Origin of the sequence: Prevotellamassilia timonensis (assembly GCF_900106785.1) — a bacterium.
Classification (GTDB): Bacteria; Bacteroidota; Bacteroidia; order Bacteroidales; family Bacteroidaceae; genus Alloprevotella; species Alloprevotella timonensis.
In genome coordinates this window covers 731,104-757,445 of record NZ_LT629844.1, presented here as the reverse complement: position 1 = coordinate 757,445, position 26,342 = coordinate 731,104, and the positions used below count along the sequence as shown (strand labels likewise).

General features: G+C 49.1%; 20 protein-coding genes. 8 read left to right on the top strand and 12 right to left on the bottom strand.

All coding sequences use genetic code 11. The annotated features are described in order from the left end of the window. Positions 1-3: 3 nt before the first annotated feature. The 6 genes from tgt (at position 4) to BQ5453_RS08680 (ending at position 6,851) form a co-directional block, all read left to right on the top strand. The gene (gene tgt, locus BQ5453_RS08705) at positions 4-1,128 is read left to right on the top strand and encodes a tRNA guanosine(34) transglycosylase Tgt (protein WP_071122890.1); all 1,125 of its coding nucleotides are present in this window, start codon (positions 4-6) and stop codon (positions 1,126-1,128) included. 6 nt (positions 1,129-1,134) lie between these two features. Beyond that, positions 1,135-2,352 carry an LptF/LptG family permease gene (locus tag BQ5453_RS08700; RefSeq protein WP_235860059.1) on the top strand — a complete coding sequence of 406 codons (1,218 nt, stop codon included), beginning with the start codon at positions 1,135-1,137 and terminating at the stop codon, positions 2,350-2,352. A 76-nt stretch (positions 2,353-2,428) separates the two neighbouring features. Then, positions 2,429-3,898, top strand: coding sequence for a DEAD/DEAH box helicase (locus BQ5453_RS08695; RefSeq protein WP_317039455.1), 1,470 nt, complete (start codon positions 2,429-2,431; stop codon positions 3,896-3,898). Between the two features lie 9 nt (positions 3,899-3,907). Next, positions 3,908-5,350, top strand: a complete 1,443-nt coding sequence (locus tag BQ5453_RS08690; protein ID WP_071122889.1) for a glycoside hydrolase domain-containing protein — start codon at positions 3,908-3,910, stop codon at positions 5,348-5,350. Positions 5,351-5,466: 116 nt separating this feature from the next. Next, positions 5,467-6,498: a recombinase RecA gene (gene recA, locus BQ5453_RS08685; RefSeq protein WP_022102534.1), complete on the top strand. Its 1,032-nt coding sequence runs from the start codon at positions 5,467-5,469 to the stop codon at positions 6,496-6,498. A gap of 89 nt (positions 6,499-6,587) precedes the next feature. Continuing rightward, positions 6,588-6,851 (top strand): DUF6965 family protein, encoded by a 264-nt coding sequence (locus tag BQ5453_RS08680; protein ID WP_022102533.1) that lies wholly within the window; start codon positions 6,588-6,590, stop codon positions 6,849-6,851. Between the two features lie 138 nt (positions 6,852-6,989). Here BQ5453_RS08680 and BQ5453_RS08675 read toward each other — a convergent pair whose 3' ends face one another. The 4 genes from BQ5453_RS08675 to BQ5453_RS08660 all read right to left on the bottom strand — a co-directional run bounded on the left by BQ5453_RS08675 (position 6,990) and on the right by BQ5453_RS08660 (position 10,755). Then, positions 6,990-7,364 (bottom strand): hypothetical protein, encoded by a 375-nt coding sequence (locus BQ5453_RS08675; RefSeq protein ID WP_071122888.1) that lies wholly within the window; start codon positions 7,362-7,364, stop codon positions 6,990-6,992. Between the two features lie 28 nt (positions 7,365-7,392). Then, positions 7,393-8,127, bottom strand: coding sequence for a nucleotidyltransferase family protein (locus tag BQ5453_RS08670; RefSeq protein WP_071122887.1), 735 nt, complete (start codon positions 8,125-8,127; stop codon positions 7,393-7,395). Positions 8,128-8,147: 20 nt separating this feature from the next. Further along, positions 8,148-9,668 carry a DUF4270 domain-containing protein gene (locus BQ5453_RS08665; protein WP_071122932.1) on the bottom strand — a complete coding sequence of 507 codons (1,521 nt, stop codon included), beginning with the start codon at positions 9,666-9,668 and terminating at the stop codon, positions 8,148-8,150. A gap of 262 nt (positions 9,669-9,930) precedes the next feature. Then, positions 9,931-10,755 carry a glycogen/starch synthase gene (locus BQ5453_RS08660; protein WP_071122886.1) on the bottom strand — a complete coding sequence of 275 codons (825 nt, stop codon included), beginning with the start codon at positions 10,753-10,755 and terminating at the stop codon, positions 9,931-9,933. A gap of 307 nt (positions 10,756-11,062) precedes the next feature. On the opposite strand from BQ5453_RS08660, the gene panC reads away from it, so the two are divergent. Further along, positions 11,063-11,920, top strand: a complete 858-nt coding sequence (panC, locus tag BQ5453_RS08655) for a pantoate--beta-alanine ligase (protein WP_071122885.1) — start codon at positions 11,063-11,065, stop codon at positions 11,918-11,920. A gap of 3 nt (positions 11,921-11,923) precedes the next feature. Beyond that, entirely contained in the window at positions 11,924-12,274 is a 351-nt protein-coding gene (panD, locus tag BQ5453_RS08650) for an aspartate 1-decarboxylase (protein WP_022102527.1), read from the top strand. 497 nt (positions 12,275-12,771) lie between these two features. On the opposite strand, the gene BQ5453_RS08645 is transcribed toward panD, so the two are convergent. The 8 genes from BQ5453_RS08645 to BQ5453_RS08610 form a co-directional block, all read right to left on the bottom strand. Next, positions 12,772-14,742, bottom strand: a complete 1,971-nt coding sequence (locus tag BQ5453_RS08645) for a KUP/HAK/KT family potassium transporter (protein ID WP_071122884.1) — start codon at positions 14,740-14,742, stop codon at positions 12,772-12,774. Positions 14,743-15,300: 558 nt separating this feature from the next. After that, positions 15,301-16,332 carry a virulence RhuM family protein gene (locus BQ5453_RS08640; protein ID WP_071122883.1) on the bottom strand — a complete coding sequence of 344 codons (1,032 nt, stop codon included), beginning with the start codon at positions 16,330-16,332 and terminating at the stop codon, positions 15,301-15,303. A gap of 1,295 nt (positions 16,333-17,627) precedes the next feature. Continuing rightward, positions 17,628-19,775, bottom strand: a complete 2,148-nt coding sequence (locus BQ5453_RS08635; protein ID WP_071122931.1) for an elongation factor G — start codon at positions 19,773-19,775, stop codon at positions 17,628-17,630. A gap of 705 nt (positions 19,776-20,480) precedes the next feature. Continuing rightward, positions 20,481-21,686, bottom strand: a complete 1,206-nt coding sequence (locus BQ5453_RS08630; protein WP_083361173.1) for a sensor histidine kinase — start codon at positions 21,684-21,686, stop codon at positions 20,481-20,483. Further along, positions 21,683-22,282, bottom strand: coding sequence for a ribosome biogenesis GTP-binding protein YihA/YsxC (gene yihA / locus BQ5453_RS08625; protein WP_022102609.1), 600 nt, complete (start codon positions 22,280-22,282; stop codon positions 21,683-21,685). The genes BQ5453_RS08630 and yihA overlap by 4 nt, the downstream gene beginning before the upstream one ends. Positions 22,283-22,461: 179 nt before the next feature. After that, entirely contained in the window at positions 22,462-23,271 is an 810-nt protein-coding gene (locus tag BQ5453_RS08620; protein WP_071122881.1) for a zinc ribbon domain-containing protein, read from the bottom strand. Between the two features lie 17 nt (positions 23,272-23,288). Beyond that, the gene (locus BQ5453_RS08615; protein WP_071122880.1) at positions 23,289-24,071 is read right to left on the bottom strand and encodes a Nif3-like dinuclear metal center hexameric protein; all 783 of its coding nucleotides are present in this window, start codon (positions 24,069-24,071) and stop codon (positions 23,289-23,291) included. A 124-nt stretch (positions 24,072-24,195) separates the two neighbouring features. Further along, positions 24,196-26,304, bottom strand: coding sequence for a C10 family peptidase (locus BQ5453_RS08610; protein WP_071122879.1), 2,109 nt, complete (start codon positions 26,302-26,304; stop codon positions 24,196-24,198). Positions 26,305-26,342 lie beyond the last annotated feature (38 nt).

The following is a 26,342-nucleotide window of genomic DNA, read 5'->3' as shown; positions in this document are numbered from 1 at the left end:
AACATGGACTACCAACTGCTACATACCGATGGCGCCGCACGTGCCGGCCTTATCACAACCGACCATGGCCAAATTCACACTCCCATATTCATGCCTGTGGGCACCGTGGGCAGTGTGAAAGGAGTGCATCTGCGCGAGCTGAAAGACGACATCAATGCCGAAATCATATTGGGCAACACCTACCACCTATACCTGCGTCCGGGGCTTGACATACTCGAGCGGGCAGGCGGTCTGCACAAATTCAACGGCTTTGACCGCCCCATGCTGACCGACAGCGGCGGCTTTCAAGTATTCTCGCTTTCTGGCATTCGCAAGTTGAGCGAGGAGGGTTGCGAGTTCCGCTCACACATTGATGGCAGCAAGCACTTCTTCTCTCCCGAAAGGGTGATGGACATTGAACGTACCATTGGTGCCGACATCATGATGGCTTTCGACGAATGTCCGCCGGGCACAGCCGATTACAGCTATGCGCGCAAGAGCCTTGACCTTACACATGGGTGGATGAAGCGCTGTTGGAAACGCTTTAACGAAACAGAACCAAAATACGGCTACAAGCAGGCCTTGTTCCCCATTGTACAAGGTTGCGTGTATAAAGATTTGCGTCAGGAGAGCGCCCGTTTCATGAGCGACTTCGGGGCCGAGGGATATGCCATCGGCGGACTGGCTGTAGGCGAACCTGCCGAAATGATGTATGAAATGATTGAGGTGGTGAACGACATTCTGCCCACCGACCGGCCGCGCTATCTCATGGGCGTGGGCACCCCCATCAACATACTCGAAGCCATTGAGCGCGGTGTGGATATGTTTGACTGCGTCATGCCAACGCGCAATGGGCGCAACGCTTGCCTGTTCACCGCTGAGGGCATTATTAACATGCGCAATGCCAAATGGGCTGATTGCTTTGAACCTATCGACCCCATGGCGCATTGTTTTGCCGATGTGCAATACACCAAAGCCTACCTGCACCACTTGTTCAAAGCCAAGGAATTGCTGGCCATGCAAATTGCCTCTATCCACAATCTGGCATTCTACCTGTGGCTGGTGCGCGAAGCACGCAAACAAATTATGGCAAACAACTTCGGACCATGGAAACGCGACATGGTTGAAAAGCTTGGACGTAAACTGTAAAACGCCATGCTGAAAAACTTGCTTACTAAATTCAAATCATACCTCATGCTGCCTGTTCGTGACCAACACGCTGACGGGCAGCATGAGGCGTGTGTGGACAGCCATCTGGCCAACCCCGGCAAGGGACGCAAACCGCTCATCGGACGTATCGACCGCTACATTATTGGCAAGTTCATCACCACATACATTTTCTTGATAGCTATTATTATTGTAATTGCTGTGGTGTTCGACATCAACGAGAATATTGACAAACTCACACAAAGTCATGCCTCGGCCTTACGCATAGCGCAATACTACAGCAATTTTGTGCCGTATTTTGCCAATATGTTCAGCCCGCTGTTTGTGTTTATTGCCGTCATTTTCTTCACATCAAAGTTGGCCGATAAAAGCGAAATCATTGCAATGAAGAGCACAGGCATGAGTTTCAAACGCCTGCTGCGCCCCTACATGGTTACAGCCGCACTCATAGCCGCCACATCCTTTTTGCTTGGCGCATACGTCATACCCAAGAGCAACGTGGCGCGCGTCAATTTCCAAAATCGATACATTAAGAAGAAAACCGACATCACCTCGGTCGACAATGTGCAGATGCAAGTTGACACGGGAGTTGTGGCATACATTACTCACTTCGACAATGTGAGCAAAAGCGGTTATGGATTTTCGCTCGACAAATTTGTCGAAAAGAAACTCGTGTCACACCTTACAGCCCAGACCATACAGTACGACACCCTGTCAGACCATCGTTACTCGTGGACACTGCGCATGTACGAAACACGCACCCTCAAGGGCATGCGCGAGGTGCTTGAGCGGGGCGACAAAATTGACACGACCATCATCATGGAGCCTAAGGACTTCTTTTACGTGCGCGACCAGGAGCAAACACTCACCCTGCCCGACTTGAAAGAATATATCAACCGGCAAAAGATGCGCGGTGTGGCCAACATCAGCAAGTTCGAGGTTGAATATTACAAGCGGTATGCCATGCCTTTTGCGGCATTTATACTGACGCTGATAGGTGTGTGCATGTCAAGTCAAAAACGCAAAGGCGGTATGGGCATCAGCCTTGGCGCCGGACTGGCACTGAGCTTTGCCTACATTCTCTTCCAAACAGTTTCGGCATCGTTTGCCACCAATGCCGGACTTGAAGCATGGATTGCCGTATGGCTGCCCAATATAATATTTGCTGTCATCGCACTGATACTATATTATCGCACACCACAATAACGGGCACTTCAGGCTTTATGATACATCAACATAAATTCCGCTAATCACGCCATTACAAGCTATTTAATATAACGCTATGGACAACTTAAAGGAACAAGACAATACAACAAGCGAAAGCATCGACAATAAAGATACTGAAAAGGCACCCGAGGTGTACTTTGAAGACCTTGACCTTTCAGACAACGTGCTCGACGCACTCTACGACATGCGGTTTGAAAAGTGCACGCCAGTACAAGCACAATGTATACCCCCCATTCTTGAGCACCACGATGTGCTTGGCGTGGCCCAAACGGGTACGGGCAAGACGGCAGCCTACCTGCTACCGCTGCTCACTTTGCTTGAGCGCGACCCCCACCCTGCCGACGCCGTAAACTGCCTGGTCATTGCCCCAACGCGCGAGCTGGCACGCCAAATAGACCAAGCACTTCAGGGCTTTGCCTACTACACAGGAGTTAATGCCGTAGCCGTATATGGTGGCAACGATGGCATACGCTATGAACAAGAGCGCCGTTCGCTGCAAGCTGGAGCTGACATTGTGCTCGCCACACCGGGCCGTCTCATTACCCACCTGCAACTTGGCACACTCGACTTGAGCCGCACCACACACCTGGTGCTCGACGAGGCCGACCGTATGCTCGACATGGGATTTGCCGAGGACATTCTGTCTATTGTAAAACAAATGCCCGAGCATCGTCAAACAATTTTGTTCTCGGCCACCATGCCACCTAAAATTGCCGAACTGGCACGAACCGTGATGCACAACCCCGTCGAGGTTGAAATCGCTGTATCAAAACCTGCCGAAAACATCAAGCAAAGCCTCTACATTTGTCACGAGAGCGACAAGGCCATCATACTGAAAAAGATATTTAAGGAGCAGCCCCCCCAACGCGTGATTTTGTTCTGTTCGTCAAAGCAGAAGGTAAAAGAACTGGCCATTGTGCTGAAACGCAACGGGCTGAATGCGCGCGCCATGCACTCCGATTTGGCACAAGCCGAGCGCGATGAAGTCATGAATTTGTTCCGTGCACACAAAGTGGACTTGCTCGTTGCCACCGACATTGTGGCACGAGGCATCGACATTGACGACATTACGATGGTCATCAACTACGATGCACCACACGATGCCGAGGACTACGTACACCGCATTGGGCGCACCGCACGCGCCGGACGCGAAGGCAGTGCCATCACGCTGATTGGCGAAAAGGACTTGTATGCACTGTCGAACATCGAGCGCACACTCAAAATTAAGATACCGCGTGCCGAACTGCCTGAGGGCGTACGCCCACCACAAACCGAGCCCCAACACGGACGTGGCGGAAGAAGCGGCGGAAATGGCAACGGCAGAGGACGCAACGGTGGCAGCAGAGAACAGCGCAACAACCATGGCAAAAGAGGAGGCGAAGAGGCCCAAGGCAAAGGACGTAACAACCATCGCCGCAACGACAAACGGCAAGCACAAAGCAGCAAGCCACATGGCAAATCCGACAACAGACCTGCTGCCCAAAAACGCCCGCCCAAGAATGGTACTGGACGCAAGCCCGAATAAACACGAAACATGAAACTATACAAACTGACAACATTGGTTGTTGGCGGTTTGATTATTGTAATGGGAGCGAAGGCACAATGCCTCACTCCCATCACACATTTTCACGCCAACAACAGTCCATACATGCCCTACAATGACAATTTCATAAGCGGGTTTATGCAATCAGCATCACAACAAACAGCCGACAATGGCTTTTTGCAAATGCCATTTGTGGGCGACCCCTTACTGGTATATGTAGGCGAAAAAGACAGCACACAATTCACAGCATACGCATCGGGGTACATATTTGAGGAGCGCGCCCCCCAAAATTACCAATTACGCTATACACGCTACGACATTACTGCCAACATTGCTGCCATGCCCGCCTATTGCGTGCAGCGTTATGCCTATCCCGACACAACGGCTGAAAAAGGCTTTCTCGTAGACATTGACAATGCCATGACAGGTGCCGCCAATGAGGACATGGACATCGTTTTTATTGACAAACGCACCATACGAGCCTACAAGCGCAGCACCCTCAACAGCAGCAATGCCCCCGCACTTTACTACGTGGCCCACTTCTCCCACCCCTTCAACAAGTGGAATGTACGCCGCGAAGTTGTGCGCACCGAAAACGGGCAACGCGAACAGCGCTGCAAAGCCGCCTTTGTGTTCGACCTCAAGCCTGGCGAAGAGCTTACCGTACAATCGGCCGTGTCGGCCGTCAGCACCGATGGCGCCTATGCCGCAATAGGCAAGCCACTCACCAAACGCCACTTCAGCGACCAACGCAAAGCGCAGCCGCAACTCTCCACCAATGGACAGCCCTTAACGGCACAACGGCAAACACAGGCAAGCCACACAACCAAGTGCCCCACCACAGCAGCCACGTCAAGGCCGGCACAGTCCAATAGCAGTATGACAGCCGCCAGCACCTTGCCCGTACGCTACATCGAGATATCTACACGCGATGCACAGATGCAAGCAGCCTTTGCCGCAGCACTTTCGCAACTCATGCACAACGCCAACTGCCGAAAGGCTGCCAATGCCACAGAATTGCTTAATGCCATTGCCCCTCTCTACAACTGTGACGCAACAAAAACCGACGACAACGCCGTGCTCACCGATTCGCTGCTAAGACAATATGCCCAATCATTGTTCACCGGACAAAGCGGCAATTTGTCTGACACACAAGCTGCATGGTTCGTGTTCAACGCCATGGGCCTGGTGCCACACAACGACGACGGGCAGGACGGCTACAAATTAGTACGCCCGCTCTTTAACGTTGTCACACTGCATCTGCCACGCGGCCGTCGCCTCATACTTCACACAAAAAATAACAACAGGCAGAACCTGTACATTGCCCAGGCCAAACTCATGCACCAACCTCTAAAGAACAACCAATACCTCACACACACACAACTGCTCAAAGGTGGAGTATTAGAAATCAAAATGGCCCGACAAGCTAACTAAACAGGTGCCGCAAACATACAATCAATGACACAGTGCAGACCATTTCTCAAGTTTTATGTAGGTTATTCCATCAAATTTGAGTAAGTTTGCAACTACAATAACACACACTACACATAATGGCAAAAACAGCAGAAGAAAATACTACCCCCATGAGCGAAAAGCTCAAGGCGCTACAAGCCGCCATGTCAAAAATAGAGAAGGACTTCGGTCGTGGCTCTGTCATGAAACTTGGCGACGAACAAATTGAGGACGTTGAAGTTATCCCCACAGGCAGTTTGGCCCTTAATGCCGCTTTAGGCGTAGGAGGCTACCCCAAAGGACGCATCATCGAAATATACGGCCCCGAGTCGTCAGGAAAAACCACTTTGGCCATTCATGCCATTGCCGAGGCACAAAAGCGTGGCGGCATAGCAGCCTTTATTGATGCAGAACATGCATTCGACCGTTTCTATGCCAAGAAATTGGGCGTCGACGTTGACGAATTGCTTATTTCGCAACCCGACAATGGCGAGCAGGCACTCGAAATTGCCGACCAGCTTATCCGCTCATCTGCCATCGACATCATCGTCATCGACTCTGTGGCAGCACTCACCCCAAAAGCCGAAATCGAAGGCGACATGGGCGACAACAAAGTGGGCCTGCAGGCACGCTTGATGAGCCAGGCCTTGCGCAAGCTCACCTCTACCATCAGCAAAACCAACACCACCTGCATCTTCATCAACCAGTTGCGTGAAAAGATTGGCGTCATGTTCGGCAATCCCGAAACCACCACCGGTGGTAACGCACTGAAGTTCTACGCATCGGTGCGCCTCGACATTCGCCGCGTAACAACCCTTAAGGACGGTGACACACCGATTGGCAACCAGGTTCGCGTCAAAATTGTCAAGAACAAGGTAGCACCCCCCTTCCGCAAGGCCGAATTTGAAATTACATTTGGCGAGGGCATCTCACACGTGGGCGAGATTGTCGACCTCGGTGTAGAATTGGGCATTATCAAGAAGAGCGGTTCATGGTTCAGCTATGGCGAGAGCCGCTTAGGCCAGGGACGCGATGCGGTGAAAAAGATTATCAAGGACAATCCCGAACTATCCGAAGAGCTTGAAGGCAAAATTGCCGAGGCCTTGAAGGCACGCAATGAAGAGGACTAATCTTGCACAAATAACATCCACATTATATTTCTGTCGGCAAACAGAGGGGTAACCCACTTTGTTTGTCGACTTTTATATTTGTACCCAACATGGAATACAAAAAGCATTATACCGACGAAGAACTGGCCGAAGTTGTCAATTGGTTTAAGGAACACTTTGACGAGCTGCCCCAATCTATCCATATAGACAAAGCCACCTACATTGCCGACCTCAAACACACCGTCACACTCTACTACGACATCGTGGCCAAGCATAAGGACAACCCCACCTATGCCGCACAAATACACCACATCTACCAAATGCGCGATGCCGTACTGCGAAAGTGGGAAGAGGACAAAGCCACACAAGGCTGACGCACAATATACACGCACAAGCCAAACGAGCAAACCGCTTGCAGAATTATGCTGCAAGCGGTTTGCTCGTTTAGATATCACGCACCCATAAGCGCACCTGAGGGTTGCACAAACGCATGACGCGCCTCCAAGCCCCAGCTACTTTTCCTTTTCAGACTGTTCCCATGCCTCCCACTGCTTCATGGCCTCTTGCCAATCTGCACCTGGTGCTGCCGAGGGCCGTTCGGCCGCCTGTTCTGCCGCATCACGTTCGCGGTCACGCGCCCGCTTGGCCAACATGTCAGCTATGGTGGCATCATCAAGTATCACAATAGCACGGCGTTTTATGGCCTCGTCAAGTTCTTCCGGACCAAAAGCCTTGCCAGGCTCGTTAAAGTCCGATATGTTGAACTCATATTTTGTACGCAATTCGTGGCGTATCTGTTTCTGCCCAAAGCGGTTGGCCTTATTCTTCAAGTGCAGCAGGCGGCGTATGTCGTTTATTTCGCTCTGCGCATATTTGTTACGTCCCATTACTAAATACTATTCTTGCAATTAAGTGTTACAACCCGAGTTCGCGTACAAAGCTTTCGGCCTCATGCAGGGTATTAAGCTTACCCACGTCGAGCAGATGCAAATCAGGCTGCACATATCCGCGAATATCAGCCTTGGCACACGCCTCCAAATAAAAATCCATGATGGGGAATGCCGCAGGCCGTTCCGCCATCAAATCAAACAAACGCGGCGAGAACATGTGAATGCCCGAAAAGGCATAACGCTGCAGTTTGTCCACTTCAATGTGGTCAAACGGGCTCTTTACTTCGCCAGTAGCAATGTTTGTCCACCCACGCAAGCGCATGTCGTCATCAAACAGCAAATAGCGCTGCGTATCGCGCTGGCTCACCATCAGCGTGGCATCAGCCTGCAAGTTCTGCTTGTAAAAGGCAGCTATCGGCGCATTGCTCAATATGTCGACATTATGAATAAGGATAGGCGCACCATCTTGTGCAAATAATGGTGCAGCATGACGCAATCCGCCACCCGTGTTGAGCAGTTCGTCAGTTTCGTCAGATATACGCACTGGCACAGGCCACTCGTGTTGCATCACAAAGTCAACAATTTGTTGTGCAAAGTGGTGCACATTCACCACCACCTCGGTAGCACCTTGCGCTATCAAATGCCTCAGGACAATGTCTATAAGCGGACGGCCCGCCACCGGTACCATGGCTTTTGGCATGGTGTCAGTAAGCGGGCGCAACCGTGTACCAAGTCCTGCTGCAAAGAGCATTACTTTCATATATACGTTTCTAAAATATCTTATTTGTTATACCGGCTATAAATGATTTGCATCTTCACCGGGTTTTCTTCATCAGCTCCACCCTCAAGCTGCACCGAGGTCAAACCGAGTTGCGCTTTTACGCTGCGCAACACCGATACGGCTGTGCCCGTTGGGCTGGTAGTTTGGGTATAAACGGCATCAACCGGTATCAGCACCACCTTGTTCCAGTCTGCATCATACTTGTCCGACGCCTCCCATGCGGCATACTTGTTACGGCGTGTGGCCGCATCATCGGTACGCGACACACCAGCAGCCTTGTCGCGCATCACCTTCATATACGTTACAAGCGGAGCAATGTTGCTGAAAGCGTAATAATTCTTGGCCTCAGTTGTCTGGCTGCTCAAGTAGCTCAACTGGCTGTCGGGCAACTTGTTCCTTTCAAAGAATGAAGTCATATCAGCCTTGCGCAACAACAATATTTGCTGCGGCACCGGCATGGCAAATGCCCCCTCAGCATGCTCGTTGGTTTTGCGGCGAATGATGATTTGAGCAGAATTGATGCTGTCGTTATAGTGCTCGCCATTCTTGTTCTTGCCATCTACCACATCGTCTACGGGTATTGTCATTTCGGTAAAATAGCCCGCGGGCGACTTGAGATAAGTGCATGGCTGCCCGGCCAACGTCTCATTGCTGACACTGCCCGGATAGGTATTGTCAACATACGTAGTCTGCAGCACCTCCTCAGTACCACCAAACGACACGGCTCCGCCCACAATGGTGTCGGCACCAGCAGTCGTTTTGCTATGATAGCTAAAGTATACATTGAGCGACATTTTGGCCGTTTTCAACAACACGTCCGTACCGCCCGCACTCTTAAAGCTGAAACCGGCACACACATTACGTATAAAGTCATACGAGCTCTTGAAATTCGGGCTGTTTGGGTCGGCATAATAACTGCGCATGATTTTGGTGCCAAAATCCTCTGGCAATTTCACCACAATCTGCCGGTAATATGTCTTACCGTTCGTTTCGTTGTCGGGACGGGTCAAGTCCTTCACCGCATAGCTGATGGTCTTGCTCACCCCACCTTGCTTGATGTAGTCGTCTGCACGAAGGTCGGTATAGTAATTTGTTTTGTCGTTCAAAGCCTTGTCGCCCCCCTCAAGTTCCTGCACGTGCAGTTTCATTGTAGTGAGCGAGTCGCCATAATAGCTGTCTATGTACAAGCGCAGGTCACACGAGTCTGCCTTTATCGGCGACAGTGCGAGTTTGCTCTTTGCAGGCAGCTTGAAGTCGGCCGGCAGATAGAATTGTGCCAAAAATCCCGAAGTGGTTTTGATGTGCATGTCGGGGTCGACAATACTGCCCAAATAGCAAGTGCTTGTGTTGGACAACACCGAATCTACCTTAATGGTGCGCGAACTGACTGTAAACACCGAGTCGATGGCCGAAACCTCATCTTTCTTGGGTATCACGTCGTACCCCACCATTGCAGTATCATCATCACACGCAATCAAAGCGAAAGCGCCCAACAGCATTGACAAAGTGATATTCTTCATAAAATAAAACCATGTTTCGTTGGCATCAAAGGCCATGCTACAGCATCTTGCTGCGTCATTGTTTGCGCCAAGCTATCAAAAATAAAGCCCATGTGTGTTTCAGCAATGACATTATCTGTGTGCCTTAACGTACATGGGCCTATATGCTATGTATTATACAAAAAATCGTGTAGTATTTGTGTGAGCGTACCACGGAGCAGCAACCTTCACTCTGCGCAAAGCAAATGCCCTCCCCGGCTAAAGCCAAACACCGGCAAGCAGCTTACGCTTCCTCGCCACCTGCTATTTGGTCAATAAAAGCCTTGTAGGCAGCGGCCTTCTCATCGTCGGCGGGCATGGCAAGTGTCGGCACATTCAAGCTCTTGGCATAAGCCAACAATTCGTCTTGCTTTCCGGCCTCGCCCTCTATCACGCCATCGCTGAAAGCTACAGCCAAACGTCCTAAGCTATCGGGCAATGTAAGGTCAACACCTGCCTGCTTGATGGCATCAGGTGTGGCATCACGAAACTCCAAGCACTCGGCAAATCGCTCTGTCTGCGTGGCATCGGGCATCTCGCCATACAACGAGCTGACAACCTTTGCAGCAGCAAAAGGCGGTTCTTCGCGATAAGCCGTTTTAATATAGAACGGAACGACTGCCGACATCCAGCCCTGGCAATAAATCACATCAGGACACCAACGCAACTTCTTAACCGTTTCGAGCACGCCACGTGCATAGAATATGGCACGCTCTATGTTGTCGTCATATTCCTTGCCGCTCTCGTCGGCAAACATGGCACGCTTGTGAAAATAGTCGTCGTTGTCGATGAAATACACCTGCATGCGGGCAGCCTGTATTGAAGCCACCTTGATAATGAGCGGGTGGTCCGTGTCATCGATGATAATGTTCATGCCCGACAAGCGGATAACCTCGTGCAACTGGTTGCGACGCTCGTTGATAATACCCCACCGGGGCATGAACGTGCGGATTTCGCAGCCCAGCTCCTGCAGGGCCTGCGGCATTTTGCGACCATCAAGAGCCACAGGGCTCTCGGGCACATAGGGTGTCATCTCTTGTGTAATGAACAATACTTTCTTTGACTTCATTATAACTTCGTTTTATATCTAACTGCCAACACGCGTCCGTTTAGTTTGATAAAGCTGCGCAAGCCGCCATGCAACTTGCCTCTTTGCCTCTTGTGGAGCTTAATTTGTATTGGCACACTAAGTCTACAAGTGCAAAGTTAGCAAAAAAATCAGGAAAACGCGCTATGTACCAATGGTTTTAAGACTTAACGTGTTAAATATCACACAATTCATGGCCAAACATAGGGCATATTTGACAATAAATGTGTTATTTTGCACCTCCAATGAAAGGGGCTCGCTTTGCCCATAATAATATTTCAACACAACAATGAAAGTCTTCAACACACAAAAAGAGCTTGAGGCCGCACTCGACACAGCGCGGGCCGAAGGTAAGAAGATTGGTCTGGTGCCCACCATGGGCGCACTGCATGCCGGACACGCATCACTTGTTAAACGCGCAGTTGCCGAAAACGACATCACGGTGGTGAGCGTTTTTGTCAACCCTACCCAATTCAACGATAAAAACGACCTGAAAAACTACCCCCGCACACTCGATGCCGACTGCAAGTTGCTCGAGTCGTTAGGTGCCACCTACGTTTTTGCACCTACCGTGGAGGAGGTCTACCCCGAACCCGACACACGCACTTTTTCATACCCGCCCATCGACACCGTGATGGAGGGCCCGCGCCGTCCTGGCCACTTTAATGGTGTTTGCCAAATTGTGAGCAAACTCTTCTACATGGTGCGCCCCGACCACGCTTACTTTGGCGAGAAGGATTTCCAGCAGATTGCTGTCATTCGTGCCATGGTAAAGGATTTGAAAATTCCCGTCGAAATTCGCCCCTGCCCCATCGTGCGCGAGGAGAGCGGACTGGCACTGAGCTCGCGCAATGCCCTGCTGAGCGAAAGCGAAAAGCGCATTGCGGTGTGCATATCGCAAGCACTGAAAACGAGCGTGGAGTTTGCCAAGAGCCATAGCGTTAAGGAGACACACGACCTTGTGTGTGGCGCACTCAATGCCACAAATGGCCTCGAGGTGGAATACTTTGAGATTGTTAACGGCATCACGCTGCAGCCCGTGACCTCATGGGACGAGGCTGAATACATTGTAGGTTGCATCACCGTTTATTGCGGTGCACGCCCCGTGCGACTGATTGACAACATTAAATATAAAGGAGGAGAATAAGACATGCTGCTCACACTGCTGAAATCAAAAATACACTGTGCCATCGTAACCGAGGCAAACCTTCACTACATGGGCAGCATCACCATCGACCAAGACCTTATGGACGCCAGCGGCATCATAGCCGGTGAGCAAGTGCATGTGGTCAACAACATGAATGGCGAACGCGTGGTTACCTACGTCATAGCTGGTCCGCGCGGTTCGGGTTGCATCTGCTTGAATGGTGCGGCTGCCCGCATGTTCCAGGTGGGCGACGAGGTCATCATCATGTCATACGCACAGATGGAGCCGGCCGAAGCCAAGGACTTCCGTCCACAGGTCATCTTCCCCGAAGGCGCTCACAACAAGCTTGGCTGACATCAAGGCCAGCAACGAGGCAACACCTTTTGGAGATACCCCCAAAATAAAGCTCATAAAACGCAAACATGCGAACGGACTCAAACTCCAAACGCTACTACTAAGTGCTACCACCAAACGCTATTAAACGCTACCACTAAACGCAAGCACTAATGGGGGCGACGCGTCCCGCGTCGGATTTCAAGACAAAGGCTCACAGACAGACGTGTACCGCTGACTGTGAGCCTTTATTTCGTGTATGAACATCGCATTTTCCCACGGGACGAAGCTGCTAAAAAACCGACGCGGGACGCGTCGCCCCCATTAGAGGTAGCGTTGGGTGCTTGAGTCCGTTCGCATGTTTACGTTTCACCGGATAGTTCCCTTTGCCAGAATGGCAAACAAGCAGAGATAATAACAAAGATGATATTTGAACTTTGTTATATAGAAGCAATATTCTAAAAACACGAAAACGACTGATTTTAGGCTCAACGCCTAAAGTCAGTCGTTTTTGTTTCTTACTCTTCCACAATCTGCGAGATGCGCCTGATGCGCCGGTTACGTTGGTTTATGATGAGCGGCACACGTTCTACCACCACCATCGACGTGTCAAGCCCCAACGCCTTAGGTTCGCCAACACCGATCTTGCTGATGATGGCATAGATGCTCATCAGTAAATTCTGCTGGCGATTGCCGAAACTCTCCGGGTAATACACACGATGAATGATAACAAATCGGAAATCACCAGGAATTCCATTCTTGCGAAGCGAGGCGTACGTACTGGTCAGATCCACCTTTTTGCTATCTACCAAATCTTCTACCACCTGTCTCAGATAGAGACTCACCCGGGGTTCTATGCGGAAACCTATGTACATCGTTATGCTGTACAGGGTGTTTGGTATCAAAGTTTCACAGCTGTATTCCAGCGTGTCAGGAGTATCAACAAAGACCATATTGACAAGCCAGTAATGATCGGCACGCTTAGGCTGCTTGTTGATGATGGAATAGAGCAACTTGTCATCTACGGATCCCTCCTTTTCGGCATGGTTTATATAAACAAGGTTGGACGCATACTTTGGAATGCTTTCGTCGGCTTTGATGTCGGAGATAATCTGATAATAGTCAACCAGCGGTTTAGAACTGATATAATTACCGCGTATTTTTATGGCTCTGAACCATACATACATCATCAGGAAGAGAATTCCGCCAATAAGCATCGTGCACCAGCCTCCTGCAAGAAACTTCGACAGATTGGCTACCAGGAAGATGGCTTCGAGGGTGCAGTATATACCCATAAACAATAGCGTAAATCCCCACGCCACTCTCTTGCTGTGCAAGTAAAAACCAAGCAGCAAGGTGGTCATCAGCATGGTGATGGTGATAGCGAGTCCGTAGGCAGCTTCCATGTGTGAGGAGTCGCGAAACAGTAGAATGATAAGAACCACACCGATGTACATGGCAAGGTTGATCGTAGGAATATAAATCTGCCCCTTTACCTGGGTGGGGTGCTTGATTCGCATACGTGGCCAGAAGTGCAGGTTCATGGCTTCGCTCAATATGGAGAAGGTGCCACTGATAAGTGCCTGACTCGCAACAATTGCTGCACCTGTGGCCATGATAATGGCGAAAAACAACATGCCGCGCGGCATGATGGAAAAGAACGGGTTCACGGACAATGCCGTGTCCACATGGTTCAACACCCATGCTCCCTGTCCCAGATAGTTAAGAATGAGCATGGTCTTCACAAAAGCCCAGCTGACAGCGATATTCTTCCGGCCACAATGTCCCAAGTCGGAGTACAGAGCCTCAGCACCAGTGGTACAGAGAAATACTGCACCCAGTATTAAGAACCATTGTGGCGATTTAACCAGCAACATTACAGCATAATATGGGTTGACAGCTTTCAGTATCAACGGATAAGAAGTTATGCTAAAAACTCCCACCACACCTAACAACAAGAACCATAGCAGCATGAACACGCCAAACGACTTGCCAATGCTCTCTGTGCCAAAGCGCTGCACGAAGAATATAATGGTGACGATGGCAATCGTGATAGGAATGACAGGCAGATCGGGACTAATACTTTCGAGTCCTTCGATGGCTGTGGTAACCGTGATGGCAGGGGTGATGATACCATCTGCCAGCAAAGTGCTGGCGCCAATGATCGCCAATATGTAAATCCACTTACTCTTGAGTCGACGCAGCAAGGCATAGAGGGCAAAGATACCTCCCTCGCCTTTGTTGTCGGCACGCAGCGCCACACATACATATTTGATGGTGGTTTGTAGGGTGAGAGTCCAAATGATGCAGGACAAGGCGCCCAATATGGTGTTCTCGTCAATGGTTTCGCCTGTATGTAATATTGCCTTCATCACATAGAGGGGTGATGTACCGATATCGCCAAACACGATACCCAGTGTAACGAGCAATCCCACGAAACCTACTTTATGATGATTGCAAGCTACTGAATTTCCTATAACTTCTCTCATGTTTATTCTAACAGTGTTATCCTTGTTATCCTTTAGATTGTCATAAATGCGCACAAAGGTATAAACATGAGAGGTAAAATATGATTAGCTTAACAATGATTACCGTATTTAACTTTCGATAAAGGCCCCACAAGTATGGGTAAGCTTCATCAGAAACAGAGGTAGAGTTATAGTTTTACGATTATTGTTGTCCAGTAAAACTCCGAAGCACGTTTTAATGCTTTTGCCCTTACAGGCAGGGTGTTCAAAATCGGCATTAAAAACGACACCGTTCTGACAGATAACAGAAAGAAAATCCTTGGCGATGAGTCTCCAAACTTCTTGAAGACCACCGAAAGGAAAATAAGGAAATCCTCACTCGCCATTTCTATGACATGTCTAATATGATGTCAAGAAATGAAGGAGCTTGGTTGTCGAATGGTTGGGTAAAGGCTTTGCTTTGTTTTTTTGCCGTGTTCCCTTTATACGGTCATTTCGATTGTATATTTTATTGCATCATACATAGACAAGTAAGCTGAGGATGGGGTGATGTTGAGTCACCTCATCCCCTTTTGGCTTTCAATTCTTATCATCGTCAAACGGTAAAGAAGAATTGAATTTATCAAAATCAGAGTTGAATAATTTGTCTTGTATCACACGATACTTCTCAAACTCTGACTCTGCAAAGCTCTTGGCAAATTCAGCAGAAACCTTTCCTGCATCATGTAATACGGCATCACCTCCAGCTTCAAGAATAATATCAATACGTTTAGCCCAATCTTCCATAGTCATTGGTATATGTCGATTTGCCATACGTTCTGCTAAGTCAAGCACAGAGTTGACAAGTTTTCCCATATCTTCAAGTTCCACTTGTTTTAGATAGTTCTTGGCGATACTCACATCTGGCTTGACAATCTTTCCATCAGGCGCATTCTCCCAAGTGGTCAGTCCCATATGCTCTTTCTCCGCATTGGCTCTTTCTACGATAAGTTCTGCCGCAGTATGCCCATGCACTGCATAATGCATCTTATTCTGAACTTTTTTATAAAACAGACGTGTGGTAGGTGCATCCTTATTGTAGTCAACAGCTGTAGCATATATATCTGTGAGCTTTTGGTAAAATCTTCGTTCACTCAATCTAATCTCACGTATTTCTGCTAACAAATGCTCAAAATAGTCCTCACCTATGAACGAACCGTTCTCCATACGCTTCTTGTCTATGATATAGCCCCGGAGCGAGAACTGCCGGATAACATAGGTACACCATTGGCGGAACTGTGTGGCACGAATGGAGTTGACACGATAGCCCACGGAGATGATGGCATCGAGGTTATAGAACAACGTGTTGCGCCGAACCTCTCTCGCACCTTCCTGTTGAACTACCGAGATTTTCTCGGTAGTTGCCTCCTTGTTCAATTCATTCGTATCATATATATTCTTCAGATGCAAACCGATGTTGTCAGCAGAACAATCAAAAAGCACGGCCATGGCCTTTTGCGTAGCCCACACTGTTTCATCTTTATATAGCACTTGTATACCTTGTTCTTTACCTTCTGCCACAAAAGTCAAAAACTCCGCCGTACTGTTTCGTATTTCAAATTTCTTTGCCATAAAACTATTTGTTTACCTTTTATATCCGACTATTGTATGTTTGGTGTCTTTTGAAATAACCTCATTTCTTTCCTATCACCTATGACTTTTGCAACCGTTGCCCTACAGGAAATATTACAATCACCTTAATCCAGTTGCAATTAGATAAAAACACGAAACAGCTCGTATTGTTGCAAGCATAATGTGGAATACAACAAATCTACATAAAAATTTGATTTATAAGCCAGTCGAGATAAAGAACCAAATACAAATTCCTCGAGTGTTCACTAAGACGAAAATATAAAGTAAAGTCCGCCACAATTCCTTGTCCTATAAACGTGCTCTTTCGTCACAATAGTTGTATAGTTGAGTTTCTAAACAAATGTTTAACCTCAAAAGTTAGGCTTATGAAAATTGTATGCGGACTTGATATGTACAAAGATACAAAATAATCGGCAATAAAAAGGATATCAACATTATTTTTATTGCTTGTTTCACCGTACAGCAATAAAAACTATAAAAAGCATTTTTGTCTACACTCTGCACTAATTGCACATAAATCATTATAAATCAGCTATTTCAAGAGTGTAGACAACATCACTTTTAATATACACACTGTCTGCACGCCAATGCACTTACCCGTGCACTTGCACCCGCAGTTGGCTGCACTCTGTCACTCACAAAATTGAGTACAAGGCGAGCGGATTTCTTGTCGGAGAATTTGATTCTTCTACCTCCCGTTACCATAAACTCCCCCTCCCATTACAGAAAACGGCGCCTTCCCCTCAAGATCTGACTCCCGTTTCGTGCAGACGAGTGCAGATGACTGCAGACGAGTGCAGACGAGTGCAGATGAGTGTAGACGAGTGCAGATGAGTGCAGACACTTTACACGTTTGTATACACGCCAAAACACGCTGATTATCAACGCAGTGCAGACAAAAAGTGCAGAGTGCAGACAAATTATATTTATCTCTTTCCAGTAAAGCTGTTGTGAAAAACAGGTGTCCCGTAAAGCACAAAATAATATAAGGAAACGCGGGACGAGGCTGCTGGAAAAAACCGACGCGGGACGCGTCGCCATTAGAGGTAGCGTTTGGTGCTTGTTACCGGACAGTTCCCTTTGCCAGAATGGCAAACAAGTAGAGATAATAACAAAGATGATATTTGAACTTTGTTATATAGAAGCAATAATTTATTATAACGACAATAGAGACAACGATTGACTATATTGTCACCATTGTCTCTATTGTCGTTTATGTCGTTTTGTTATATGACAGAGTTGTTCTTAAACAACTCTTGCGAACCAATGACTGATCAGCCTTCGGCCTCGTGTGCCTCGATGAGTTTCTTCTGCAAGTCGCCCGGCACAAGTTCGTAGCTGGCAAACTTCATGATGAACGAAGCACGGCCACCTGTGAGCGAACTGAGTGAGGTAGAATAGTTTGACATTTCCTTGAGCGGCACCTTGGCTTGGAGCTTTTCGTAACCGTTTTCGCTGCTCATGCCCACAATCAGGCCGCGGCGGCCCTGGAGGTCGCTCATGACATCGCCCATCTTGTCGGCCGGCACGAACACTTCTACATCGTAGATGGGTTCAAGAATCTTTGGCCCGGCCTCCTTGAATGCCAGGCTAAAGGCATTGCGGCCTGCAAGCATGAATGAGAGTTCGTTAGAGTCAACCGGGTGCATCTTGCCATCATACACTACCACACGTACATCGCGGGCATAGCTGCCTGTAAGCGGTCCTTGCTCCATACGGCTCATGATGCCCTTCAGTATGGCCGGCATAAAGCGTGCATCGATGGCACCACCTACTACTGAATTGATGAACACGAGTTTACCACCCCACTCCAAGGGTATCTCTTCCTTGCCCTTGATGGTGACACGAATTTCCTGACCGCCAAACTTGTAGACTGTGGGGTCGGGCATGCCGTCGCTATAAGGTTCTACCACGAGGTGTACCTCGCCAAACTGACCAGCACCGCCACTCTGCTTTTTGTGTCGATAGTCGGCACGTGCGGCCTTGGTGATGGTTTCGCGGTAGGGTATGCGCGGCTCATAAAACTCTACGGGAATTTTGTCAAGGTTCTCCAAACGCCATTTCAGTGTGCGCAAGTGGAATTCGCCTTGGCCATGCACCAATATCTGGCGCAACTCTTTGCTTTGCTCCACCTCCCAAGTGGGGTCCTCCTGCCGCATGCGGTTGAGGGCAGCCATCATCTTTTCTGTGTCGGCCTCGTTGGCGGCCTTAATGGCACGGGTGTATTTTGGATTGGGGTATTTAATGAAGTTGAAACGGTTCTCGCAGTCCCTGCCATTGAGTGTGTTGCCGGTACGCACATCTTTGAGCTTGACCGTGCAACCGATGTCGCCAGCCTGGAGTTGCTCAACCTTTTCGCGCGAGGCGCCCGAGCACACAAATATCTGTGCCATGCGCTCCTTCGAGCCGCGGTCGGCATTGGCCAGGTCGTCGCCCTCGTGCACGGTGCCGCTCATCACCTTGAAGTACTGCACCTCGCCAATATGGGGTTCGACACCTGTCTTGAAGAAATAGATAGAAGTGGGACCGGCGGGGTCGGGTTTCACCTCCTCGCCACGTGTATTATGCACTGCGGGCATTTCGTCTACAAAAGGCACTACATTGCCAAGGAATTCCATGAGTCGGCCTACGCCCATATTTTTCGACGCACAAACGCAGAATACGGGGAAGATGCTGCGCGTAACCATGCCCTTGCGTATGCCTTCGCGCATTTCGTCCTCGGTGAGATGTTCTGTCTCGAAGAACTTCTCCATCAGTCCCTCATCATTTTCGGCTGCGGCCTCAACCAAGGCTTTGTGCATGGCCTCTGCCTTGTCTTTCTCTTCGGCCGGTATGTCCTCAAGCTGTGGTTCGCCGCCATCGGGGCCCCAAGTGAGTTTTTTCATCAATATCACATCAATCAAGGCGTTGAAGTCAGGCCCTGTCTTGACTGGATATTGCACGGGCACTACCTTTTGGCCATAAATGCTCTGAAGGTCGTCAACTACGGTATCGTAGTCACAGCTGTCAGAGTCAAGCTGGTTAACCAAGAATATGACGGGCTTGTGCAGTTTTTCGGTGTAACGGAAGTGGTTTTGCGTACCCACCTCTGGCCCAAACTGGCCATTGATGAGCAGCAATGCTGTATCGGTTACATTTAAGGCAGTAAGTGCTGCACCTACAAAGTCGTCCGAACCCGGACAGTCGATAATGTTGAGTTTTTTGCCTTTCCACTCGGTGTGGAACACTGTAGAGAAAACGGAATAACCATAGTCCTGCTCAACGGGAAAATAGTCCGACACCGTATTTTTAGCCGTAATGCGTCCACGACGTTTTATTTGACCACATTCAAAAAGCAAGGCTTCAGTGAGCGTGGTCTTGCCTGAGCCATCGTTACCAAGGAGGGCAATGTTTTTGATCTCGTGCGAATTGTAGACTTTCATGGTGTTTTTGCGGGATTTAAGAAAAAGCCCTTGCCACAATCTGCGCATAACACGTAATTATGTATGCTGCAACATGGACTTTTCTGTTGTTTGAACACACATTCGGAGCGTTTCTCCGACGTTTCGGGCGCAAATTACACCTTTATTCTGACAACTCAAAGTAGCAAACGTATGTTTTATAACACAATTTCTGTTTATTAACGATTATTACTGCCCGGTAAAACCTTTCTGATATTATATCTCACGGATCACACTGATCGCACGGATTTTTCGCTCGTGCAACGCGCTTTAATACCACGGAGATGACGGATTTTACGGATTTTGTGAGCATTGCATGCTCACTTCGCCATTAGCTCGTTGCTGCGACCCAATACCTTACTACATAATCTGTGCTAACGTATTTCGCTACGGGCACGTTACGGGCCAATAGCGAAGTGAGCATGCAATGCTCACAAAATCCGTAAAATCCGTCATCTCCGTGGTGCTAAAGCACGTTGCATGAGCGAAAGAATCCGTGCAATCGGTGCGATCCGTGTGCTATAATATCAGAATGGTTCCACCGGACAACAATAGTTCAAAATAGATTCTTTAGCAAGAGCATTTGGGGGGGATTGTAAATTGCTTGAAACGCGTTGTAATTTACAATCCCCCCCAAAAAATGGTCTCGTTTTTGATGCCTATTTTGAACGCCCCTCCTTTCGCTCCCTACCCCACATCTTCTCGCAATTCAATGGCAAAGGTTGTGCCCTTGCCCACCTGGCTGTCGTACACATAAATACGTCCGTGGTGGTACACTTCGACGATGCGTTTGGCCAATGAGAGGCCAAGCCCCCACCCTCGCCGCTTGGTAGTGAAGCCGGGGGTGAACACGGTTTTGAAACGTTTGTGCGGAATGCCCTTGCCTGTGTCGGACACCAATATTTGCATATAGGGGTGGCCGTGGTGCATCACCACATTGCGACGCAGCGCAAGGGTCAGTTCACCACCGCTCTGCATGGCGTCAATGGCATTTTTGCACAGATTTTCGATAACCCACTCAAACAAGGGAGCATTGACCGCTGCCTCAACCTTGACCGCAGGCAGGTCGACATGTACATGCACACGCGCCGAACTGCGACGGTCGTAATAGGCTGCCACTTGTTGCACAATGGGGCGCACGTCCTGACGCTGCAGTTCGGGGGCCGAACCTATTTTTGAGAATCGTTCGGCTATAAGTTGCAACCGGCGTATGTCCTTGTCCATTTCGGGCAGCAGTTCATCATCAGGATAGCTCTCGCGCAGCACTTCACTCCACGCCATGAGCGAAGATATGGGGGTGCCAAGCTGGTGCGCCGTTTCGCGCGACAGCCCTACCCACACACGGTTTTGCTCTGCACGCTTGGCTGCCAACAAGGCTGCAACCGCCACACCGAAGAAGATGGCTACTACCACTAACTGCACATACGGGTAGATGGTGAGTTGGCGCAAAAGTACGGATTCTTGATAGGCTATGTATATATACTCGTGCGGTGCGTTGTCGGTGGCGGCAAGGTCCATGCGCAACACCTCACCTTGCTGCCGCATTCGGGCTGCAGCATGTTGGAGTTGCTGCAGGGAGTCGGGTCCCGAAGGCTCGGGGTGCAGATTGCGCTGGGTGAGTATGGTGCCATGCGCATCGGTCACTACCACGGGTATGGTGTGGTTGCTGTTAATGACCTTGAGCACGAGGTTGAGGTCGGTGTGTTCATCGGCCGTGGCAAGTGAGCGCATGGCTTGTGCCCACACGTCCATTTTGCCCACCTCCTCCACATAAAGGGCACGCGTGAGATAGTGCGAATAAATGAGCGATGCGGCCGAAATGAACAGGGCTGACACGATGAGTGCCACCCTGAACTTTTGTGCTTTGATTGACGAGAAGAGATACAACTTCACTTCAAACTTTGATTGATTTGCTCTATGTAATCAAGAAATTCGTCGCGCCCCTGCCCGGTGTCGCTGCTGGTTATGAAATAGGGAGGCAGTTCTTCCCACTCCTCGTGCAGGGTTTGTAAAAATCTTTCCACATTCTTTTTGAGCTCGCCACGCTTCGGCTTGTCGGCCTTGGTAAAGATGATGCCGAACGGCACGCCGTTTTCGCCAAGGAAACGTATAAATTCAAGGTCTATTTTTTGTGGTTCAAGACGCGAGTCTATCAGCACAAACAAGCAGGTGAGCTGCTGGCGCTGAAGTACATAATAGTTGATTAGCTTTTTGAGTTTTTCAACCTCGTAACGTCCACGTTTGGCATAGCCATAACCTGGAAGGTCGACAAGGTACCACTCATTGTTTATAACAAAGTGGTTGATGAGCATGGTCTTGCCTGGCGTTGACGATGTCATGGCCAATGCTTTGCGACCGGTGAGCATATTTATCAAACTGCTTTTGCCCACGTTGCTTCGGCCAATGAAGGCATACTCTGGAAAATCGGACTGCGGACATTGGTCGGCGCGGCTGTTGCTCACCAAGAAATCGGCTGACTGTATTTTCATGTAGTGAATTACTAAAAAGCATTCAAGGCGACGGAGTACAAGTGTTGTACATCACCTGTGCCCCATCGCCTTGAGTTACTGCCTGTTATTACGCGTTGGGCCAATTTAGCGCCAACGGCTTAATGGTTATTTATTTTTATGACGAGGGGTAGCACTGCTTTGCCCCCCCTTGGCACTACTTACTTTGTAGCAGTGCGGCGCGAACGGCGCTTGGGCTTTTCGTCTGCGGGTTTTACAATCTTTACACCAGCCAATTCGGGGTCGATCATGATACGGCCGCAGTATTCGCATACGATGATTTTTTTGCGCATACGAATGTCGAGCTGACGCTGGGGCGGGATTTTGTTGAAGCAACCACCACAGGCATCACGCTGTACATAAACGATGCCCAAACCATTGCGCGAATTTTTGCGAATGCGCTTGAAGGCTGCGAGCAAACGGGGCTCGATGGTCTGTTCAAGGTTCTTGGCCTTTTCGCGGAGCTTCTCTTCCTCGGCCTTAGTCTCGGCTGTAATGTCGTCGAGTTCAGACTTTTTCATGTCAAGGTCGGCACGACGCTCCTCAAGTTGATGCTTGGCATTTTCAACGTCGGCCTTGCGGCTGTCGATGGCACGCTGAGCTTCGCCAATCTTCTTGTTCTGAAGTTCAACCTCAAGACCCTGGAATTCTATTTCCTTTGAGAGCATATCATACTCACGGTTGTTCTTCACATCGTTAAGTTGGTTCTTATAACGGTCGATGGCTTCCTGTGCCTCTTTTATCTTATTTTTTTTGACTGCAATGTCAGTTTGCAAGCCTTCGATATCCTCGTTATACTTGCCAATGCGGTGTGTCAAACCTTCAATTTCGTCCTCAAGGTCCTGCACTTCAAGGGGGAGTTCACCGCGAAGCGTTTTGATGCGGTCAACCTCCGACAGGGTGGTTTGCAACTGGTAAAGGTTCTTCAACTTCTGTTCAACGGACATGTCCGCAACGTCTTTCTTTGCCATAGTCTTTATTGTATGTTTTAGTTTATTGTTATCGGATTGGTATTTATGGTTGTTTCGAGCACACGCAGCGTGGGGTGTGCCTCGTGCAGTATGCGGTGCAACAACTCTATGGTGTATTGCTCGCTCTGGTAGTGCCCGAGCACTGCGATGAGCAATTCGTGCTCATGGCCAAAATAACGGTGGTAGCTCATTTCACCCGTCAAAAAGGCATCTGCCCCTTGCTTGACCGCTTCGTCGAGCAAGAAGTCGCCCGCCCCGCCACACAACGCCACGGTGTGGACCTGGCTCATGGTGGGGGTGTTGTGCATCACGCCTTCGACGTTGAAGGTTGAGGCCAATGTTTTGACAAACTCGGCGGGGGACACTGCACTCGGCAGGTTGCCTATCACCCCACTGCCACCGGCACCATTTGCTGCAGGTTGCAGAAAGCGCACGTTGTCGAGCCCAAGCTTTTCGGCTATCATAAAGTTGACTCCACCCGGTGCGTTGTCAAGATTGGTGTGTGCTGAATATATGGCTATTCCCTTTTGCAGGGCCATGGCCACGCAACGCTCCACCTGTGTCTGCCCCGTGATGTGGCGCAACGGGCGAAATATGAGCGGGTGATGCGACACGATAAGGTTGCACCCTTGACGCTCGGCTTCGCATATCACTTCCTCTGTCACGTCAAGACACAATAAGACCCCTGACACATCTTCGGCCTCTGTTAATCCAATCTGCAAGCCAGCATTATCATAGCTCTCTTGCAGCGGCAGGGGCGCGAACCGTTCAAGGGTCACAGCGACGTCCTTTATCTTCATTTTAATGAGATAGTTATATGTTTGTGCTGCAAATTTACAACTTTTCGTGCATAAACGGAGCAAACGTGTGCGTTTTTATTTACCACGCACACGTTTGCACATCATTTTTTTGCTCGAACTTAGATCAATACACTATTACCTTTTTACCTTCGACCACATAAATGCCTGAAGGCAAGCTTATATTTTGCTGCTGACCTGCCTCAACTGCAACGTGTTTTACACACTGGCCCTGCAAATTGTAGATGCCTACCTTTCGGGGCATTTCCGACATCAGCATCATGCAGCCATGCCCACCTTGCAAGGTGAGGCTGTTGCCACTTGTATGAATGTGGTGTACACCAACGGGGGCCCCAGCAATGTAAAAAATAAGAGCTGGACCTATCTGTATCCAATATCGGTTTGGACTATCGACCATGTAGTATTTCACTTCTGGTATCTCTGACACGTCTAAATCCATTATTTCCGCACTTTCAGAAGAATTATACAGAGTCAAGTAACATCTCAGCGACCTCATATCTTCATAATCAGCTAAAGGCAGAGTGAAAGTCAAGGTGGTAACCGCTCCGTTGCATGAAAGCTTTACACGCTTAACCTGGCTCGAATATACGCCATCTGGAGTTGATTTGTTAAAAGCAATAGACAACAATTCGGCATACGCATAACACATGCCACCATCATTGCGTACATTATAAGTCAAAACAGCCTTATCGGCATTCACTTTTGGCACAGCCGTACGATTGCCCCATAAATAGGCGTTTTCTGTTTCAAGATCGCCTGCTGTGGTGTTTACATGTTTACTGGCCAAAGTCAGTATTGGTGCTTGGCTTTCTGCCACCTCAAACTTTTGAGCTGACACAAGTTCGTGACCATTTTCATCACACACCCACACGTACAAGTCACCGGCCGAAGGGGGACGCAACGCGAAGCGCCGGGCCACATGGCCTTTGGCTGGAATGTTTACATAGAGGCTTTGTGCGTACTCTGATGGTTTGTCGGGGGTTTGACTGCCATACACATACAGCATAACATTTTGCTCGCTGCATGCCGTTGTGCTGGTTGTCAGATTGAAACTGGCATCATAGCCCTCTACAAACTCATCTACACTTGCCAAACTTGCCGACAAGGTATCTTCAGCCATACGCAACGTGGTATCTGTGGCGTCAAATTCGTAGAACAATTTGCCATATAATTTGTAGCACAATTTGCCATAATTGCCACATTGTTGCCACGTATTGCCGTCTGTTGAATATATCTGGTATATGCGGGTACGTCCTTTGGGGAAAGAATAGTCTATCTCAAATGTTAACGGCTCGATATAACATGTGCCATCTTCCTCCATACCATCAAGGTAGATTTTGCTTGTACTCAAAGGCAAATACATGCCACTCTCATCTTTCAAACCCACACCGGCATAGCCGTCGAATGCCGTTTTCTCTTCATTTCCAAACGCTGCAGCAATGCTTAATCTGAACGACCCGCTTGTATCAGCGCGTTCGGTGGTGAGTAATTCACAACCAACCCCTTCACCTTCAATAGCTGCTAGCAGCGGAGTTACTATCAATGGCGCATCTGTCACACCATTATCGGGCATGATGCCCACTATCATGCTGCAAGAATAATTAAAACCGTCTGCTGGGGCAGTAGCCGATTCGGTGCCACTATAGTCACTGTTTAGTATGGTTATGTCAAAATAGCCGTTGCTCCAGCCGCTCCAGCCCCAGTTTATATGGTACAGCCCGTCGCCATCGGCGCCGTCGCACAGAAAGGCATGGCCTCCTGATGTGAACGACACACCGCTGTAGTACACTGGACGCGACGCCCGCAGCTCTGCATCGAGTATGGCGGTCCACTCTCGCAGACTGAAGCCTTCTCTATTTAGCTGCTTTATCACATCAGGGTCATACCCCCAATATTTCACCAACACGTCAGGCGTACAATTTGTGCCTGTCGACGGCCCGTAATCGGCCTTTGCCGAAAGTCCGCAATGGTACATGAGTTTGGCCACGGCATTGGCTTGCGCTGCCGTATACGCGCTGCCCGAATATTGCGGCAGCATATTGTCCCAATCATAACGATCACCTGCAGACACCGACGGCATGTCCAACTGATAAGAGCTGGTTTGATAAGCAGGTATGTCGCTCTTGAGCGTTTGGGGGTATTTGTAATACATCATCAGCTGCGCCATGGCTGTGGCCACGCAACCTGTTACCGTACGCCGTTGACCATCATACATCGGACACAGGTATTGTAAGGTTCTGTTTGCCCCCAAGC